This is a genomic window from Singulisphaera acidiphila DSM 18658 (genome assembly GCF_000242455.2).
GTDB lineage: Bacteria > Planctomycetota > Planctomycetia > Isosphaerales > Isosphaeraceae > Singulisphaera > Singulisphaera acidiphila.
Map to the genome: position 1 here is coordinate 4,028,455 of NC_019892.1, position 18,717 is coordinate 4,047,171.

An 18,717-nucleotide genomic window follows, 5' to 3' on the forward strand; every position below is an offset into this window, starting at 1 on the left:
ACAGCGCGGGCTTCGCTAAGATCGGAGCGGATCGGACCCAACCTCCGTCGCCCCCACTCACCGATCCGGCCGGGGAAGCGCGGCGGAAAGGCGAACCTAAATTTGACTTGAGTGAGGAACGAGCATGACGCGAATGGCGGTGATCTTCGGCACGTTGGCCGTTCTCTGGAATGCCTCGGCGACCTTCGCCCTCGACCTTCCCACGTCCTCCGGCGAAGACGGCAAGCTCGCCGCCTTCTTCAAGACCTACCTCGACCAGGCATTCCAGGACGAACCGTTGATGGCGACCCGGCAGGGGGACCATCGGTTCGACGACGCTCTCGACGACCTCTCCCCGGAAGCCCGAGCCGCGCACGTCGAACGCGACCGGAAGGCGCTGGCCGAACTTCCTCGCCAAGTGACCTTTGCCAAGCTCTCGCGCAACGCGCAAATCGACTTCGAGATCTTGCAGCATCACCTGAACCGCGAGATCTGGCTGGCCGAAAACTTCCGCCCGTTCGAGGACGACCCGCGCGTCTATGGCGGCTATCTCACCGAAAGCATCTACCTCCTCCTCACCCAATCGACACTCCCCAAGGCGACGAAGCTCAAGAATGCAATCGCACGGATGGCGCTCGTCCCGCGGGTCGTCGAACAGGCCAAGGCGACGATCAAAATCCCGTCACGTGTGAAACTTGAGACAGCGATTCAACAGACGAAGGGGGCGATCGGGTTCTATACCGACGAATTGTTTACCCTGGCGGGTGAACCCAAGGGGGAAGGGGAACTCGGAGCCAGGGCCAAGGTGATCGTCGCGGCTCTGGAGGACTATCTGACGTTCCTCCGCGAAAATGTCCTGCCGAAGGCGACCGAGTCCTGGCGAATCGGCAAAGACTTATTTGTCCGCAAGCTCGAACTGGAGCTCGACTCGGGGATCTCGGCCGACGAGGTGCTCGCCGAAGCTCAAGCCGAAGCCATTCGCGTCGAACGTGAGATGGCCGTGGTCGCCCGCCAACTCTGGGGAACGACGTTCCCGGGCCGCCCGATTCCCCCGGACGACGCAGAGGGCCGACGGCTCATGACCCGCCTGGTCCTGGCCGAGCTAGGCAAGGATCACGGGGCTCCCGAGTCGCTCGTCTCCGACGCCCGGGCCACCGTCGCCGCCATCAAGACGTTCATCGCCAAGAACGACATCCTCACCCTTCCCGAGCCCGACCAGTGCCGCGTAATCGAGATGCCCGAGTTCCAACGGGGCAATTCGGTGGCCTATCTGAACCCGGCGCCTCCGCTCGACGTCCGCGGTTCGAGCGAGTACGCAATTAGCCCGCCGCCAAGTGACTGGACACAAGACCGCGTAGCCAGCTACTTGCAAGAATACAATCGGTCGATGCTCAAGATCCTGACCATCCACGAGGCCTACCCCGGCCACTACGTTCAGCTCGAGGCGAGCAATCAAAACCCATCCCTGATCCGCAAGATCCTCTCGTCGGGCACGTTCGCCGAAGGGTGGGCGGTCTACACCGAGCAGATGATGCTCGACCAGGGGTTTGGCGCGGGGGACCTGGCCCTTCGCCTCCATCAGTTGAAGTTCTATCTTCGCGCGGTGGTCAACGCGATCCTCGACCACGAGATGCACGTGGGCGAGATGACCGACGCCCAGGCCATGGAGTTACTCACCGGGCGAGCCTTCCAGACCGAGGGGGAGGCGGTCGGCAAAATCATCCGGTCGAAGCAGTCGTCCTGTCAGCTCTCGACCTACTTTGTCGGTCGAACCGCCTTCAATCGCCTCCGATTGAAGGTCCAGCGCAACCTGGGGGACGGCTTCCAGCTCGGACGCTACCACGAAGCTGTGCTCGCCCACGGCACCCTTCCGGTCAAGTATCTCCCCGAACTGGTGCCCGCGTCCCTTAAAGCCGGCCGGTAGGTACAACCCAGCACTTCTCACACATCCTCGGTTTCTGCTGAGGAGGCAAAAAAACAGGCCTGGCCCCGGAATTCACATCCGGGGCCAGGCCTGTTCGCACGTGGTGGGTCGCCTCAAGGGTGAGGCGTTCCAAAAGAGAATTACTTCGGCTCGCCTTGTTTGGCCTTGGGATCAAGATAGTCCAGGTGCATGCCTGAGAAGAAGTCGGTCGGCCTGTTCTTCGCAGAGGCCAACTCCCCTTGGTCAAGCTTGGCATCCTTCAAGAGCGTATCGCGCTGGCCCGCCATCAAGGGGTAGAGCGCCTGGTAGACAGCGCGCTGGGCCGGGGTTTTGGCCGGTCCGAACCGCAGGTTGTACGTGTGCATGAAGGCAAGCAGATTGCCCAGGGTGGTCTTGGGATACTTCTTGAGCTCGGCCATCACTTTATCGATTTGCGGATTCTCAAGCATCCGGGCCATGCCGGACAGGGCCTTCACGTAGTTCTCGCCCTCGACCAAGGTCTTGGGATCCTTGGGGCGATTGGCATCGAACTTCACACGGATCCGTGACGCCGCGGCGCGAACATTGGCCAAGGTGGCCGGCGAGATATCCCCCTCTTCGTCTTCCTTCAAGGCATCAGCAATCGCCTGCTGATAGGCGGCACGTTCCTCGGCAAAAGCGTCCCCCTGAAGGGCCAGAGGCCAGCCTTCCTGGGCGGTCAGTTGATTGAGGCTGAGCGTGATCCCTTCCGAAGCGTTCTGGAACGGGATGTCGTTGATGACGGCGCTCTCGAGCGGTTGCGTCGCCAACCGGAGCGCGGAGCTGTGGATACGCGGGTCGGTGATCTGCTCGAGGATCACATTCAGAGCGTCACCGTTGGAGACGTCGGTTGCACTTGGGGATTCGAGAAGTCGCTTGTAGATCGCCGCGCCCGTCGAACTGTCTCGCTGCTCCCGACGTGCCCTGCGAAGGTACTCGCGTTTGTTCGCCTCTTGTTGCCCCAACCAGATGTACTGGTTCCATCGCATGATGGTGTCGGCGTTGATCGAGTTGGCGATCGCAGTATCCTGGTTATAGATCCCTGCGCCGACGTTGTAGTAGCCAAGCCCGCGAGCAATACTCCCTTGCGGGGTTTCGCCTCCCCAGCCTCCCCAGCCATATCCTCCATACCCACCATAATACTGGGCGTGAGCCTGCCCCGCCGAGGCCGTCGCGACGACCGCCAAAGCGAAAGCCAACCGAAAACCTCGGAACATCGAAAACCTCCTTCACGAGAGACCGATCGATCGGTCTCCCCTGAACGTGACAAGTGAGTCGAACCGAGACGCGCATTCCGCCCCGAATATTTCCACCAACCCTAGGGAACGTAGCACGCCTCACTTACGGACTACATGAAAAAACGAAGCCAATCCGGCGCGACTTATTGAATAAGCTGGGCCAAGGGTAAAGATTGAGAGATTTTCCACCCCAACCGACCCATTCCTACGGTCGATCCACGGTCATAACTCACCTGCGCGCGAGCGAGACCATCCGACTCTTGGAGGGCGAGCGTGCCCCACCAGATTTCGCCCCTGAGCAGGAAAGGTATCAACCCCCGCCAAGCCCTGCGTCAAAAAAAAACGCGGTGGGCCGTGCCTACTCGCACGGCGTTCCTTCAGAAGTCGAGGGGGATCAAATCACTATCAAGGTCGGTCGACGGATTCGGCAGAGAAGGGAGGCTGGCAGGTTTGGAAGCTTTCGCTCCAGTGACAGCGGGAGGAGAAGGGGGTATCGGGGCTGGCGACTGCGGATGAGGAATCAGGCTTTCCACTCGGTAAAGAATGGGCCCGATGGCCACCTCGTCACCAGGGTGGAGTTGCGCTTCGTCGATGAGCCGCCCGTTCACGCGGAGCCCGTTTCGGCTCCCCAGGTCGCGGATCATCACCCGGTCGTAGGCGAGGGCAACGCAACAGTGCCGTCGCGAAATCTTGGCCAGGTCGAGCCGGACATCACACTCGGGATGCCGGCCGATGAGCAAGATGGGACGCTGGAGGGGAATCGTCGGAAAAGTCCCCGGATTCATGGGGACGAGTTGGGACGACATGCGTCGAGTTTCTCCGCAACGGCCGCATCATCACGCATCTGGACGATCACTTGAATCCGACAGCGGTCAGCCACTCCGGCCGGCAGCAGCCCGCGCACCGCACGCGCCAACGGATTCTCTTCGGGAGTCAGCCCCGCAAACGGTTGCGCTTCTATGGGCGCTTCGGAAGACGAGGGGAGCGGCGAGAGCGAGCCGATTTCGTCGGGAATGTCGGCAGCGCTGTTTCCGTCCATCAAGGTCATCTCATGAGCCTGACCGCCGTCCAAGCGATAGCGGATGTGAGCGATCGAGAGTTCGTCGCCCGGACGGAGTCGACCCAGTTCAACGCGTTGACCGTTGATCCGAATGCCGTTGGTACTTCCCAGGTCCCGCACCACCACATCACCATTGTCTTGGGTCATGCAGCAATGGTGCCGGGAGATGCGCAGGGAATCGAGTCGCGCATCGCACTGGGGATGACGACCCACCACGACCATCGTTCGGTCGAGTGGGATGTCACTTCCTTCATCAAGTGCCACCAGGCGTGCGGGCATGTTCGAGTCCTGAGACCGAAGCCATTGGCAACGCTAGGATTTTATCGCCCGTGAGGCCGTTCCACAAACATCAATCATTATAGTAGAGGACGCCGACGACGCCAGGACGAAATCGTTCGAAAACCCAAGAGATTCCTGGAATGCCGATTTTCTCTGCTTCATAGAAGATAGCCTATTGCCGCCCTTCGTGCGCCGCGTCTCGCAGGCCAAGTCCGGATTCGGTGGGCGGGATCCCTCCAAAAGACGACTCCCTGAAAGAATCGGAAATCGCGTTCTAGGTTTTCCCGAGGGGCCACGATCGCGCGGCAACGGCTCTGTGCTTGACGGAACTTCAACGGCAGATTCTCCGCGAAAAAAAAGGAAGCAAGCCATCGAAGCGATGACTGAAGACAGAGTCTCCGAAGACGCCAAGCAGGGTCGCCGACCGTGGTACGCGATCGGGTTTGCCGACGTCGTGATCGTCTTCTTCACGCTCTGCATCCTCCAGAACGCCGGGACACGGATGATGGACGACCCGGGGCTGGGCTGGAACCTGCGAATCGCCGACCTGATGTGGGAGAACCACGGGTTTCTTTACCGGGAGCAGTTCTGCTCCCCCACCGAGGGCCGCCCCTGGGTCACCCAGGCCTGGCTCGGCGATATCCTGCTCCGCCTGGCCTACGGCTGGGGCGGGCTCAACGGTATCGCCGTGTTCTCGTCGCTCTGCATCGCACTGACGTTGCGGTTCCTCTACACAAGGATGACGCGTGACGGGATCCCCTGGCATGCGGCCGCGTTCTGGACGTTCCTGGCTGCACTCGGGACCTCCCCCTCGTGGGTGGCGCGGCCCAACCTCTTTACCTTCCCCGCGCTGGTCCTCGTGGTTGATCTCTGCGAGCGGTTCCACCGTGGAGCGATCCCGGCACGGAAGACGCTCTGGCTCCTGCCCATCTTCGTCCTCTGGCCCAACCTGCACGGTGGCTTCCTGGCCGGGATCCTCGCGCTCGGCGTCACGTACCTGGTCGAATGCGCCACCGCCGTTTTGGCCTTCGATTCCGTGGCGCGGCTCGAGGCGCGACGGCGGCTGCGCTGGTGGACCGGACTCGGCGTCGCCCTCTTCGCCGCGACGCTGGTCAACCCGTACGGATTCGGGCTCCACCTGTGGAACTTGCGGATGATTCGGGATCCGTTCATCCAGACCCAGAGCACCGCGGAGTGGCTGCCGCCGAACTTTCTCGACCAGGGGTGGTTCCGGATCGAGATGCTCGTGCTGCTGTTCCCAACGCTGGGGGTTCTCAGCCGCCAGCGAATCAGTAGCTTGGCGCTGGCGTTAACCGTGGTCTTCTTGCATTTCGGTCTGACCTCCTCGCGCTACTCTCCGCTCTGGGTGGTCGTGGCCGTGCCCACGCTGGCCTCACTTGCAACACGAATCCCCTGGCTCGAGTCGCTGGCGGCAAAGCTCTCCGCCAGACTCTCGCCCGAGCTTCGCGCCGGGCTTGAGGTGCGTCCTGAACGACGGTCACCGTACCTCGTCAGCTTCGCGTTTGCCGGGCTCATGTTGTTTGCCTCCCCCTGGATGGGCCATCTCGCCCATCACAACCAGGAGTTGATGCCGTCGCAGGCGCTCGACCGGCTCCTGGCGAACTATCAAGGCGAACGCATATTCCACGGCGCAAACTGGGGCGGATATCTCACCTGGCACGGCTGGGGGCTTCATCCTCGGTTGAAAACCTGGATCGACGATCGCCTCGACGTCCACGGCCCCGAACACACCAAAGACTACCGCAGCTTGCTCGCCGCCCCACCGAATTGGGAGGAGCGGTTTGCACAGGACCAAGTCGACCTCCTCTGCATTCCGGCCGAGACGCGACTGGCCAGCGAAGCCCGCGCAAGCGTCCGCTGGCGCGTGCTGCTCGACGACAATCAGGTCGCCATCTTCCGCCGCGTCCTCCCTCTCTCTGTCAAGACGGTCACGCCAGGCGCGGGTTCCTCCCAATGAGCGACCTCCCATCCGTTCCGGATCCGACGAGCGGGCCGAACACGCCCAGTGAACCTCGTGTTGACGCTTCGATCCCCCTCGTCTCGTGCTTCGGGTCCGTGTTCGTGCTGCTCGCGTTGGCCCATGTGGTCACCACGCTCGGAACCGTCGGCCCGGCCCAGGTCTATCGCAAGGACTTACTCCAGGACTACCTGGCCGCACGAGCCGTGCTCAAGGGAGAAGATCCTTATCAACCGATGAAAGCACTCCGGGCCAAGTATGTCGGCAGGACGGATGGCATCCTGGCCTTCCCGCACCCGACCCCACACCCGCCCCCCGCGCTCCTGCTCACGCTTCCGTTGGGCCTGACAACGTATCCCGTCGGAGCCGCCGTCTGGCTTGCGTCCGAATACCTCCTTCTTGGACTCTGCTCGATCCTGGTGGCGCGGTATGTCTGGGGTGCGCAAAAAACGAGGGTGCCACTCGCGTTCATTGTGCTGGCCCTGGCCACGCGTCCTGTCCTCGACGACCTCGTCCTTGGACAGTTCAGCGTAGTCCTCCTCGCCCTGCTGACGGGGGCCTACCTCGCATTGAGAGGGGGCCGGCGCATGCTGGGAGGCTTGCTCCTCGGCGCGGCGGTCTCGCTCAAGTTCCTGGGTTGGCCCCTGATCCTCTTTTACGCCTGGAAGCGGCAGGGGAAGGTCATTCTCAGTGCCGCCCTGGCATTTCTCGCCCTGAACGCCGCATCCGCCGTGGTCATGCCGGGGGCAATCGCGAAGTATTACAGGGAAATCGCTCCCCGCGCGGGGGGCGATTACGCGGCCTCCGACCTCAACATTTCGGTCTGGACACTCGGTCAGCGCATCTTCGGCGGCCTTTATTCGCAAGCGACGACTAACGCCGTCACCGCCCCACCGCTGATCGACCGACCGGAGCTTGCCTCACGGGCAGGGGGAGTCATGGCCCTGGCGACATTCCTGATCTTCCTGGTCGCCGCCGTGAAGCTTCAGGACGAGAACGATGGATTTCTCGTCATGCTCTCGGTGAGCACCGTCTTGAACCCGATCGCCTGGGAGATCTACCTGACCCTGCTCTTGCTGCCGCTGGCGGTTATCGGTCACCGATTGGCCCAGCGGTCCTGGCCACCTCGCCCCAGCCTGGCGTTCGCGGGGCTCGTGGGCATGTTGATCGCCCTGAAAATCCCCCATCACCTCGCGCTCGGGAACGGGGACAGTTCCGACGTCTCGGCCCTCCGGGCGCTCTTGACGATCATCCCGCTCCTCTGGCCTCTGACGACCGCCTGGGCGGTCGCCAGAATGGCGCGTTCGAGGCCAGATTCCTCTCAGTTCACAGCGTCCTCGGTCGACCTCGCCGGATAGGGATGGGATGACGGCTCAAGGATCAGGACGCTTGCGCCAGGTCGCCCGGCCCCCCTTCGATCTGGCCGACCTGGCGGAGCCAGGCGACGGAGTCGGCCAGCGACTCCCGGACCGGCCTTGGCTGCAAACCCAGGGCGGCCAGACTTCGCGACGCGTCAAAGTGCATGGTGCGCTGGGTCAATTTGACCCCCGTGACGGTCGCCTTGGGGGTCCGACCTGAGACATGGTCGGCCCAGAGTTCGCTGGCATGAGCAAAGGCCAACCCGACGGGGTAAGGGACCTGCCACCGCGGCACGGGAACCCCGGTCTGTTCGGACAGAATGCCGAGCAGGCCCACAAGCGTCAGATTTTCCCCCCCGAGCAGATACCGCCGGCCGGGTTCGCCCCGTTCCATCGTGAGAATCAGGCCCTCAGCCACGTCGCGGACGTCGATCAAATTCAGGGTGCAATCCATCCGCGCGGGGAGCTTCCGCCGGCAGAAGTCACGGATCAGGCGCGTGGGAGGGGAGAGCCCTCGGTCGCCCGGACCGACCGGCATCGTCGGGTTGGCGATGACGACCGGCTTGCCCGCTCGGGCGCGGGCCATCGCCTCATTCTCGGCGAGCAGCTTCGACCGACAATAAGGGCCGACGGCGTCCGAGAGCTGGACTTGCACGTCCTCACCGATCGGGCCGGTCGCCCGGGCGCAGGTCAGGATGCTTTCGGTGCTCGTGTGCAGGACGCGTTCGGCCCCGGCCGCCAGGGCGGCATCGAGGACGTGGATCGTCCCTTGGTGGTTCACCGCGCTGAACTCAGCCCGGTCGCGAACCCAGAGGTTCGGGTTCGCCGCCAGGTGATAGACCCAGCGACCGCCACGCACGGCAATGGCCACGGCCTCAGGGTCGCGGATGTCGGCCCGAACCAGTTCCACGGATGCAGGTAAGTGCGCAGCGTCGGCCCCCGGCCGTTCGACCACGCGAACTCGCCGACCCAGGCTCACCAGCCGTTCCACCAGGTGGCTACCAATAAACCCCGCGCCACCGGTTACGATCGTTAATGCGTCCATGCTTCAGCTCAACTCCGCGGTTTGCGCATCCGAACCTTGAAGAGTTGCTGTCGACTGCCTATCAGCTCAGGCTCGTCGAGCACCCCAGCGGCAACCAGCCCGGCGAACAGCTCGGGCGTGACGTAGGACGTGAACCCATAATTACCCGGTGATCGATATCGTTCGATCTCAAACCAGTCGACATACACGTGTGTGATGCCACGTTCCGCAAACGTCGCAGCGATTTCGTCGGGAGTCCGCTCACGAGTCAAGGTCTCGATCGTCTCGTGATCGAAGACCGTGTTGTAGACGATCGGGTGCCGGAAATGGAAGACCGCCGCCTGCCCGACCAACAAGGCCTTCGCGTCCGGCGGCAGTCCGGCGTCGAGCCGGGCCAGCGGAGCGTTGAGCATCTCCGGGACCGATCGCCGCAGAACCAATAAGTCGCCGGTCCACTCGTTGAAGCCGGTCAAGGCCGTCGACGAGTACGCCATGTTCGTGACGATCGCGACGAAGAGGAGTAAGCCCAGGAGCACCGACCAAGCTCGGCTCCGAACCCAATCCGCGCCCAGCCCGGCCAGGACGGCCAACGGAGCGAGCAGGGGAAGCCAGAAGCGATCGAGCCGGTGAGTCAGCAGCCACCAGGTCGCGAACAGGTAGAGCACAAAGCCCCAGAGTGCCAGGGCCGACCGTCGGGAACCCCGGCGTAAGAGTGCGAGGGGGGCCAACGCCAGATAGAGCGGAGACTGCCAGTCGGACCGGCCGGCCACGTCGACGATCGAATCCCAGAGCGCAGCGAGTTGAATCGACTTTGGCCCATGTGCATTGGTCCATTTCGCCTCGCGTGCTGGATCCCAATAGCGTCCACCGAAGACGTGATTGGCCAAGGGGTAAACCGGGTTCCCCGTATCGATGACATTCTTGGCGAGCCAAGGTGTCATCACGATCCCCCAGCCCAATACGAAGCCGGCGACGATCCGCCAAGACCGGCGTCTAATCGCCTCCACCAAGGCGATGGCTCCGAACGGCAGGACCGCCGAGATCAGGCCCGGATATTTGCAGGCCATCGCTCCCCCCGCGAGCCCGCCCAGCACACCCCAGAGCCGGGTCCGTACTCCTGGATCGGCGACGGACCAGACGCGAGCAGTGGCCCAAACGAGCGCCGCGTGATAGTAGCAGAGCGGCCCTTCGACATAGGGCAAGACCCCGAGCCGGTAGATCCAGGGGGTCGTCAGATAAACGATCGCCGCCATGGCGGCGGCACGTGACGACGCCAACCGCCCGGCCGTCAGGGCGATCATTGCCGCCGAGGCCGGGGCATACGCGGCGATCAGCAACTGCCCAGCCAAAGCGCCTTGCCACCAGTCGCCCAAGACCTCCATGCCCAGCAGGTGAAGCATCTCCACGCTAAACGGCATGCTCGTGTAGACGTTGTGGGCCAGGAAGCTGATCCGGCCTGCCTGAAAATATTCCTTGGGACCTTGGAGGTGATATTCGATCGCGTCGAAGTCGATCGTCGGCAGCATCGCCCCCAGCGCCATCAACAGCAAGAACGGACCGATCGCGAAAAGGCTGAGCCCAATCAGAGCGGGCAGGCTCGTCGAACGCGGTAAGAGTCTGTCCCCAAAGGCGCCCCCCCCCGGAGTGTTTGAGGGTCTTCCGGGTGCCATGCGGTTCCGTACTCGGAACCCATGCGGGAATGCCTTGGCCTGGGACGCACGGGGTCCGAGTACGGAACCCGTGGCACCCAAAGCTCCTTCATTTCCCGGTGAAGCATGACCTTCCGAGGCAGACGCTAAGCCCTCGGCGCGGAGTTCCCCATCGTCGCGATCCACTGTCCTGCGACGGTCTCGGACCATCAGCGCAATCTCAACCGCGATCAGCGCTCCAAGTCCAACCCGGATCGGCCAGGGGGAGAGCGCTCCGAGCCGCCCCAGGATGAGCGTGATCAGGCCGAGTCCGGTCGTCCCCAAGCCGTAAGCAAGCGGCAGCCGCTCGATCGGCTTGAGCACGCGCTGGAGCCGAAGGCCCCGGAGCACCCCTTGGCCCAGGGCAAGCGCTCCCCCGGCGATGAGCGTGGCGGCCAGCGCGATCGGCACGCGTTGGGACAGATTCTCGAGGTGTCCAAGTTCTTGGAGTGCCAGACCCAGGTAGGATTGGTCGAAGCGCACGCCCGGCACCACTTGGGGCAAGGCGCGCGCCAGGAACATCCAGCGGCGCACCGTCCCGCCGACGTTCCCCGCATTCGGCAAGGGCTCGACCAAGAACCAGCCGAGCCAGGCCGCCTCGAGAAAAGCAAGGGCGACCACCACCGCGACAATGCCGGGGCCGCGAACGGATTTCAGAGGGTCGGCCCGATGTGCCAAGGGGCAAACTCCTCCTCGCCAACGCCTTGCTGTTCGCTTTTCGTCTTTGTCCCGCTCGCTGAGTCGAGAATCATTTCAAAGAGCCGGCGACCGACGCTCTCGACCGATTCCCCTTCGAGAATCGTCCCCGCGTTGAGGTCCATGTCGTCGATCATCCGGTCGAAAATCGGCGTGTTCGTCGCCACCTTGATGCACGGGGTCGGTTTCAAGCCGAGCACGCTGCCCCGTCCGGTCGTAAAGACCAGGACGTTGGCACCACCGGCAACCAGGCCGGTGGTGCAGGGCGGGTCGTAGCCGGGCGTATCCATAAAAACGAGGCCCGGGGTGTCCACCCGCTCGGCATACTCGACGACATCGACCAAGGGAGTCGAACCGGCCTTGGCCAGGGCCCCCAGCGACTTCTCGTAAATGGTCGTCAGCCCCCCCGCCTTGTTGCCGGGTGACGGGTTGTTATTGATCTCAGCCCCGAAGAGGCGGGTGTAATCTTCCCACCACTTGATCCTCGCGACCAGCTTCTCGCCCACCACGCGACTCACAGCGCGGCGGGTGAGCAAGTGCTCAGCACCATAGATCTCGGGCGTTTCTCCCAGGATGGCGGTCCCCCCTTGAGCAACGATCAGGTCGGCAGCCACCCCCAGCGCGGGGTTGGCCGTGACCCCGGAGTTACCGTCCGACCCGCCGCACTCCATCGCCAAGCTGATCTTGGAGGCAGGCTGCTCGGTTCGCACCCACTCGTTCGCCTCGGGGAGCAACTGGTAGACCGCCGCGACGGCCGCCTCGACCGTCTTGTTGATCCCCCCTTGCTCCTGGATGTTCAGCACCCGAGGCCGAACCGGCTCGACTTGCCGGCCGCTCTTCCTGACCCCGCCCAGGGTGACCAGGTCTTGTGCTTCGACCAGGTGCTGCGCGTAGCTGACCTCGCACCCAAGCCCGACGATCACATAGGCAGCCACGTTGGGATGGTTGGCGAACCCGGCGAGCACGCGTTCAAGCGTATTATGATCCGGTCCGCCGAACGGGATCGCACAGCCCCCTTTGTGGGTCACCGCGAACACGCCGTCGACGTTGGGATAATCCTTCCGCCAGGCGTCACCCCGGAACCGCTCGGCAATGTAGCGTGAGGTGCTCGCCGAGCAATTCACCGTGCTAATCACGGCGAGATAGTTCCGCGTCCCCACCCGCCCATCGGGCCGGAGGAACCCTTGAAACGTCCGGGGTTCCATCGTCGGAAGCGGAGGCGCCTGTTCCGACGCGTAGGCGTAGTCGCGTTCGAAGAGTTCGGCCGTGACGTTATGCACGTGGATCCAGGCCCCGGCGGCGATCGGCTTCGAGGCAAACCCGATGATCTGCCCATACTTTCGGACCGGCTGCCCGGGCTCGATCGCCGAAAGCGCCACCTTGTGCCCCAGCGCGATCGGTTCGCGGACCTCGACCTCCCGGCCGCCGACCGCGATGACGTACCCCTTGGGGATCGGCCGGGCGGCCACCGCCACGTTGTCCTCGCCCCGGAGGATAACCGCCCGCTGCTCCTCGGCTGCCGTCGCCATATTGGGTTGACCCCGGATTCTGCGATTGTTGTTGCGAGAGCGTCGCTTCCGGTCAGTCTAGTGGCTCGCGCCGGCTTTGGGAAGCCAGTCTGCTCTCGCCCGTCATAGCGAAGTAGAATCCATACAAGGACAACTCTCGGCCTTCGGCCCCCTCGCTCGGTCGGAAGCCTCTCAAACAATGCCATCGCCATTTCCGGGTATGGATCCGTACCTCGAGGATCGTCGACGCTGGCCCGACGTCCCTCACCGGATGATCACGGTCGCCAGCGAAGTCCTCGGCTCGCGACTTCGGCCCCAAGAAAAGGGCGGCCGCTCCATGTGAGCAACGGGCTCGGCACCGTCTACCATAAATTTCACGCACCAGGAGAATCCGTGTAAGGTTTTCGCTTCCCCTGTGTATAGCTGGGGGTAAGGAGGAGCAAATGGATGAGTCACCCGCCACTCGGGACTCGCTGATCGTCAAGCTCCGCGACCCAGCCGACTCGACCGCCTGGCGCGAGTTCGTGGCACTCTATGAGCCTTTGGTCTACCGACTGGCCCGCCGCAAAGGGCTCCAGGACGCCGACGCACACGACATCTGCCAGGAGGTCTTCCGTGCGGTGGCCGGGGCCTCGGATCGCTGGGACCCAGCCCGGGGAAATTTCCGCGGCTGGCTGTCGCGGATCGCTCGCAACCTGCTGATCAACTTCCTCGCACGGCGGCAGTATCAACTTCGCGGAAGTGGGGCCACCAGCGTTCAGGACCTCCTCGAGGCCCAGCCAGCAGTGGATCCATCAGCCACAGCACTGTTTGAGGCCGAGTACGAGAAACGCCTCTTCCGGTGGGCGGCCGACGACATCCGCGGCGAGTTCACACCCGCAACCTGGCGAGCGTTCTGGCAGACCGCGCTCGAAGGCCGTCCACCGGGCGAGGTGGCGGCCGAACTGGGGCTGTCGGTCGGGGCCGTTTACGTCGCCCGCAGCCGGGTCCTTTCACGCCTCCGGCGTCGAATTGAGCAATGCGGTGACCAAGCGGCGGCAATCATCAACGAGGTGGACTGTGCCTTCCCTGCTGAACCCCTGTGATCCGGACCGCCTGCGGCGGTTGGCCGAGGATCGCCTGCCCCCCGTTGAGGTGACCGGGCTCGAGCGACACCTGGAGAGGTGCGTGCGGTGCCGCGAGGCACTCGACCGGTTGGTCGGTAACGACCGTTGTCTGTTGGCGGTCCGCCGCTACCTCGGGGCCGACCCCGGCGAGCCACCACCGGCAGCCGATGAAGCGCTCGATATCCTCGCCCCGTCGGACTGGCCCGACTCGCTCGGGCGGATCGGGAACTACGAGATCAAGGGGGTGCTCGGCCGCGGCGGAATGGGCGTGGTGCTCAAGGCCTTCGACCCCGCCTTGCACCGAAACGTCGCGATCAAGGTCCTCTCCGTCTCACTCGCCACCAGTGGGGTGGCGCGGCGGCGTTTCCTCCGCGAAGCGCGGGCCGCGGCCGCGGTCGTCCACGAGCACGTCGTCGCCGTTTACGCCGTCGTCGAGTCGTCGGGCCTGCCCTTCCTGGTCATGGAATACATCCCCGGACGGTCGCTCCAGGAGCGGCTGGACAGCCAGGGGGCCCTCTCGCTGCAGGAAGTCCTGCGGATCGGCATGCAGACGGCATCGGGTCTCGCGGCGGCCCACGCCCAGGGCCTGGTCCACCGCGACGTGAAGCCGGCGAATATCCTGCTCGAAGACGGCATCGAGCGGGTACGGTTGACGGACTTCGGCCTGGCCCGCGCCGCGGCCGACGCCGCGATGACCCATAGCGGCATCGTCGCCGGCACCCCCCATTACATGGCCCCCGAGCAGGCACGCGGCGAGACGACCGACCCGCGTGCGGACCTCTTCAGCCTCGGCAGCACGCTCTACGCGGCCTGCGCGGGCCATCCACCGTTCCGCGCGGAGTCGCCCCTGGCCGTCCTCCGCCGCGTCTGCGACGACACCCCGCGCCCACTCCGCGAGCAGAACCCCGATGTCCCCGCCTGGCTGGAAACGATCATCGCCCGGCTGATGGCCAAGGACCCGGCCCGGCGGTTCCAGACCGCGAGCGAGGTCGCGGAGGTCCTCGGCCGATGCCTGGCTCACGTCCAGCAGCCCCTGGCATCGCCCTTGCCGGATGGACTGGAGCACAAGCCGACGACGGAACGACTGGCCCGCGAACTCCGGCGATCGGCCGCGGTCGTAGCCTTCGCCACAGTCTGTGCGCTCGCGGGCGGAGCCTTGGTCGTCTGGTCGCGCGGGCCGAGCACTCCCCCATCTACCGCTTCGACCCCGGGGCGACCGGCGGTCGGCAGCCCGGAAGCGATCGCTTCCGATGATCTCGAACACCTCATCGACGACGCTGAGGACCGGGCTCGAGCGATCCGAGACGACATCCTCACGCAGCGAAAAGACCTTCGCCTCGACCTGCTCTCCGAGCGTACCACAGCTCTCTCCCAAGCGGCCAAGGCCCTGGCACGCGATCTCCTCTCGAGCCGCGCCACCCCTGCCGACTTCATCGGTTCCCTTCCCAACTTCAAACCTCACGACCGGAAACGACCATGAAGCCGAAATACGCATTCATGAGCCTCTTTGTGATCCTTGCCCTTGTCGTCGCCGTCGTCGCGTCATCCCAGGCGCAAGACTACGGACGATCCCGAAATGTCCTCCCCGACACCCTTCCCTCGGATAGTGTGCGACCAGCCGACCCCTTGTTCCGGGCTCCAAAAGATTCCGATCTCAAGCCAATGACAGACGACATCCACAAGCCTTTCGCCTCGGTGAAAACAACCGACGCGCTCCCTCGGAAGATCGGAGCCGAAGAGGCAGCACTCATCCGGAAGATTGGAGCCGAAGAAGCGAAGCTCGTGTTGCAGACCGACGACCTGATCCGGCAGCTCGAGACCGCCGAGGCCGAAGACCAGCTCACGGACGCGAAGGCCAAGCTGAGCGACCACCTCGGCAAATGGTTCGACGTGCGTCAGAAACGCCAGGAACGCGAGATCGAGGCCCTCGAAGCCCAGGTCAAGACGCTGAAGAAGCTTGCCCGGAAACGCCAGGAGAACCGCGAGGAGATCATCTCCCACAAGCTCGATCAGATCATCCGTGACAGCCTTGGCCTGGGCTTCTAAGCAGCCGGTCGCGGTCTTCATTTTGACTTTTGTACAAGCCCTGGGTGGCGCGGGTTGTCCTCAACCCATGAGCAGAAACCCGGGTTTTTGGCTCACGGGTTGAGGACAACCCGCACCACCCAGCGGTATTGGCCGAGCCACGGCCTCCCATCTGAATGATTTCAAGGAAAACCGTGGCCGGCTGCTTCGACGCCCGAAGGGGGCTGCGCCCGATGAAGAACTCCACCCTTCGGAAGGGTGGGGACGTGCCGACTCCGCGCGCCGGCAATTCCCAAGTCTCCCCCACTCGAAAGGTCTGGTCTGTCGCGATGAGAACCATCACTATCACCGCTGCGATTCTCTTCTGTCTGATGTCGGCGACCTTGCCCGCCCAGTCACCCCCGACCTCTTCACCGCCAGAGCAAGTCCAGGCGGTAACCGCGCTGCCTGAAACCCCGGCGGGCAAGCAATTCGCCGCCTGGCTCGCGGCGGTGAATACCGGCAGGCGTGAGACGCTCCGGCAGTTCATCTCAGAGAATTATGCACCTCCCCCGAACGGCTCCCTGCCGGTTGATCAGATCACTGACCGGCAGTTCAAGAGTTTCAATGACACGGGCGGCTTCGATGTCCGAAAGATCGCGGCCTCGTCACCTGAGAAGATCGCCGTGGTCGTGCAGGCGAAACGGACGGAAAAATGGATGGTGATCGGGATGACTGTCGGTGCGCAGTCGCCACACAACATCCTTGGCATGGGCTTTCGCAACACCGAGGCACCTGCGGATCTCTTGCCACGCGACAAGCTGACCGACCAGGAGATCCGGGACAAGGTGGACGGCTTCCTCACGAAGCTGGTCGAAGCGGATGCCTTCTCCGGCGTAGTCTTGATCGCCAAGGATGGCAGACCGATCTACCAGAGAGCATCAGGGCTAGCGAGCCGCACCTGGAACGCGCCGAACCGAATCGACACCAAGTTCAACATCGCCTCTATCGGCAAGATGTTCACGGCCGTTGCGATCGCACAACTGGTCGAGAAGGGCAAGCTCTCCTACGAAGACACCCTCGGCACGATTTTGCCAGACTACCCGAACAAGGATTGGGCGCAAAAGGTCACCGTACACCACCTGCTCACCCACACCTCCGGCCTGGCTGAGAACCACCCTTCCGGGGATAAACCGTTTCGTCAGGGATTCCGCACCGTCAAGGAGTATTTATCCTCCTCCTCTGCGCACGATACGCTTAAGTTCGAGCCAGGCTCGAGGCTGGAATACAGTAGTTACGGCTACCTCGTGCTGGGCGCGATCATCGAGAAGGCGTCCGGTCAGGACTACTACGATTATGTTCGCGAGCACATTTATCAACCAGCGGATATGACCGATTCCGACTGCTACGATCTCGACACCGACCCGCCCAATCTGGCGACGGGATACATGGACGCGCCGAACCGGACACGGCGCAGCAACATCTTCATGCTTCCGGTCAAAGGCTTACCGTATGGCCTGGGCTATTCCACCGCCGAAGACCTAGTCAAGTTTGCTCAGGCGCTTGGTAGCCAGAAACTGCTCGACGCAAAGTCGACCGACCTCATCTGGACGGGTCAAGTGGACTACACCGAGCCGGACAGTCGGTATGGCTACGGCTTCATCGTGAAGCGTTACAACGGGACACGGATCATCGGCCATGGTGGCGGGTGGGTCGGCATCACGAATAAGTTCGAGATGTATCCTGATCTGGGTTATACCGTCGTGATCCTGTCCAATATTGATTCCGACCCGAACTCGATCGCCTCCAAGCTGCGAGAGTGGCTGACCCAGGGCCTCTCGCGAGAATAACGCACGCCCCACGTTTGCTGATCATCCCTGCGACGGTTTCAAGAAGTCCATGTGACGCTGGCGAAGCTCGGCAGCGTCACAACCTCCGGCTCCAGGCTGGGCTGGTTCGTCGAGGAGGTGAACGGTCACAGGCATGACTTCCATTCGGGCATAGCTTTGCCGGAACCCTTTCCGCTCCTGAATCGCTTTCACCACAAGTGTGAAGACGATATCACTCGCGACATCTCGCATCAAAGGTATCGCCGCAAAAGGTCGAGACTTTTTGACCACAAGTGAGCTCAATCCACTGCAGCGTCTCGATTTTCGCGCGAATGCCACGCCCCTACCGAATGGCCGCCGCCGGAGACTTCGATTGCTCAGCCAGCCATCTTGGCCGTATTTTGGATAGCCCGTTCGGCCGATGGTTGCAAAACCACACGGAGCGTCATGCACCGGCCTTTGCCAGCAATTCCTGCTCGATCGAGGCAAAGACCTCCTCCGCGGGCCGCCCCTCGCCACGCTTCATCGACTCCAGCCCCTCCCGCACAGCTTCGATGGTTTCCAACCGCTCGGCCAGGTCTAGCAAGCGCTGATAGGACTTGGCATCTTGCACGACGATTTCCGCCTTGCCGTTGATCATCAGCACCACCGGCTCGCCGGTGGTCTTGAGCTGAGCCAGGAATTCGGCAGTGTGCCGCTTGAAATCGGTCAAGAGGTGAATATCTCTGTGCAGGTCCATAACGTACTCCAAATCAGCCGCGCTGTTAACGCATCGAATTCAATGCTGCCTGATTTCCCCCTGCTCGACAAGCCAATAACGGCATGCACCCAATTCGCCGGTTAAGTTCGCCGGTAATTGGCATGGTTTCAATGCCTTGGCCTGGGCGCACAGGTTCCGAGTCTGTCGCGTGACAAGTCCGGAACCCGTGGCCCCCCAAAACGCCCTTCATTTCCCGGTGAAGCCTGACATTCCGAGACAGACACTCACCGCCGCATCCGTCGCCTCGTCCCACTCTTCATGTGCCTGA

General features: G+C 63.2%; 16 protein-coding genes. 8 read left to right on the top strand and 8 right to left on the bottom strand.

Going from position 1 to position 18,717, the window contains the following annotated elements; translation table 11 throughout:
• Nucleotides 1-124 precede the first annotated feature (124 nt).
• Nucleotides 125-1,903, top strand: a complete 1,779-nt coding sequence (locus SINAC_RS15765) for a DUF885 domain-containing protein (RefSeq protein ID WP_015246632.1) — start codon at nucleotides 125-127, stop codon at nucleotides 1,901-1,903.
• A 140-nt stretch (nucleotides 1,904-2,043) separates the two neighbouring features.
• Here the strand turns inward: SINAC_RS15765 and SINAC_RS15770 are convergent, their stop codons facing one another.
• The 3 genes from SINAC_RS15770 to SINAC_RS15780 form a co-directional block, all read right to left on the bottom strand.
• Nucleotides 2,044-3,138, bottom strand: a complete 1,095-nt coding sequence (locus SINAC_RS15770; protein ID WP_015246633.1) for a hypothetical protein — start codon at nucleotides 3,136-3,138, stop codon at nucleotides 2,044-2,046.
• Nucleotides 3,139-3,536: 398 nt separating this feature from the next.
• Nucleotides 3,537-3,965, bottom strand: coding sequence for an FHA domain-containing protein (locus SINAC_RS15775; protein ID WP_015246634.1), 429 nt, complete (start codon nucleotides 3,963-3,965; stop codon nucleotides 3,537-3,539).
• Complete coding sequence (locus SINAC_RS15780; protein ID WP_015246635.1) at nucleotides 3,941-4,498, bottom strand: FHA domain-containing protein; 558 nt, start codon at nucleotides 4,496-4,498, stop codon at nucleotides 3,941-3,943. Before SINAC_RS15780 ends, SINAC_RS15775 begins: the two co-directional genes overlap by 25 nt.
• A gap of 379 nt (nucleotides 4,499-4,877) precedes the next feature.
• On the opposite strand from SINAC_RS15780, the gene SINAC_RS15785 reads away from it, so the two are divergent.
• Nucleotides 4,878-6,476 carry a hypothetical protein gene (locus SINAC_RS15785; protein ID WP_015246636.1) on the top strand — a complete coding sequence of 533 codons (1,599 nt, stop codon included), beginning with the start codon at nucleotides 4,878-4,880 and terminating at the stop codon, nucleotides 6,474-6,476.
• Nucleotides 6,473-7,834, top strand: coding sequence for a glycosyltransferase family 87 protein (locus SINAC_RS15790; RefSeq protein WP_015246637.1), 1,362 nt, complete (start codon nucleotides 6,473-6,475; stop codon nucleotides 7,832-7,834). The genes SINAC_RS15785 and SINAC_RS15790 overlap by 4 nt, the downstream gene beginning before the upstream one ends.
• A 22-nt stretch (nucleotides 7,835-7,856) precedes the next feature.
• Here the strand turns inward: SINAC_RS15790 and SINAC_RS15795 are convergent, their stop codons facing one another.
• The 3 genes from SINAC_RS15795 to SINAC_RS15805 are packed head-to-tail and all read right to left on the bottom strand — an operon-like array spanning nucleotide 7,857 to nucleotide 12,771.
• The gene (locus SINAC_RS15795) at nucleotides 7,857-8,879 is read right to left on the bottom strand and encodes an NAD-dependent epimerase/dehydratase family protein (protein ID WP_015246638.1); all 1,023 of its coding nucleotides are present in this window, start codon (nucleotides 8,877-8,879) and stop codon (nucleotides 7,857-7,859) included.
• An 8-nt stretch (nucleotides 8,880-8,887) separates the two neighbouring features.
• Entirely contained in the window at nucleotides 8,888-11,224 is a 2,337-nt protein-coding gene (locus SINAC_RS15800) for a hypothetical protein (protein WP_015246639.1), read from the bottom strand.
• Complete coding sequence (locus tag SINAC_RS15805) at nucleotides 11,200-12,771, bottom strand: UxaA family hydrolase (RefSeq protein ID WP_015246640.1); 1,572 nt, start codon at nucleotides 12,769-12,771, stop codon at nucleotides 11,200-11,202. Before SINAC_RS15805 ends, SINAC_RS15800 begins: the two co-directional genes overlap by 25 nt.
• 178 nt (nucleotides 12,772-12,949) lie before the next feature.
• Between SINAC_RS15805 and SINAC_RS41870 the strand changes: the two genes are divergently transcribed.
• The 5 genes from SINAC_RS41870 (at nucleotide 12,950) to SINAC_RS15825 (ending at nucleotide 17,710) form a co-directional block, all read left to right on the top strand.
• Nucleotides 12,950-13,093 carry a DUF4058 family protein gene (locus SINAC_RS41870; protein WP_081578306.1) on the top strand — a complete coding sequence of 48 codons (144 nt, stop codon included), beginning with the start codon at nucleotides 12,950-12,952 and terminating at the stop codon, nucleotides 13,091-13,093.
• A gap of 100 nt (nucleotides 13,094-13,193) precedes the next feature.
• Entirely contained in the window at nucleotides 13,194-13,835 is a 642-nt protein-coding gene (locus tag SINAC_RS15810) for an RNA polymerase sigma factor (protein ID WP_015246641.1), read from the top strand.
• On the top strand, nucleotides 13,810-15,336 hold the full coding sequence (locus SINAC_RS15815; RefSeq protein ID WP_015246642.1) for a serine/threonine-protein kinase: 1,527 nt from the start codon (nucleotides 13,810-13,812) through the stop codon (nucleotides 15,334-15,336). The genes SINAC_RS15810 and SINAC_RS15815 overlap by 26 nt, the downstream gene beginning before the upstream one ends.
• Nucleotides 15,333-15,902: a hypothetical protein gene (locus tag SINAC_RS15820; RefSeq protein ID WP_015246643.1), complete on the top strand. Its 570-nt coding sequence runs from the start codon at nucleotides 15,333-15,335 to the stop codon at nucleotides 15,900-15,902. Before SINAC_RS15815 ends, SINAC_RS15820 begins: the two co-directional genes overlap by 4 nt.
• Before the next feature lie 212 nt (nucleotides 15,903-16,114).
• Nucleotides 16,115-17,710: a serine hydrolase domain-containing protein gene (locus SINAC_RS15825; protein ID WP_244884941.1), complete on the top strand. Its 1,596-nt coding sequence runs from the start codon at nucleotides 16,115-16,117 to the stop codon at nucleotides 17,708-17,710.
• 21 nt (nucleotides 17,711-17,731) lie between these two features.
• Here SINAC_RS15825 and SINAC_RS15830 read toward each other — a convergent pair whose 3' ends face one another.
• Complete coding sequence (locus SINAC_RS15830) at nucleotides 17,732-17,941, bottom strand: hypothetical protein (RefSeq protein WP_015246645.1); 210 nt, start codon at nucleotides 17,939-17,941, stop codon at nucleotides 17,732-17,734.
• Nucleotides 17,942-18,134: 193 nt separating this feature from the next.
• Nucleotides 18,135-18,401, bottom strand: a complete 267-nt coding sequence (locus SINAC_RS15835) for a type II toxin-antitoxin system Phd/YefM family antitoxin (RefSeq protein ID WP_244884942.1) — start codon at nucleotides 18,399-18,401, stop codon at nucleotides 18,135-18,137.
• Nucleotides 18,402-18,717 lie beyond the last annotated feature (316 nt).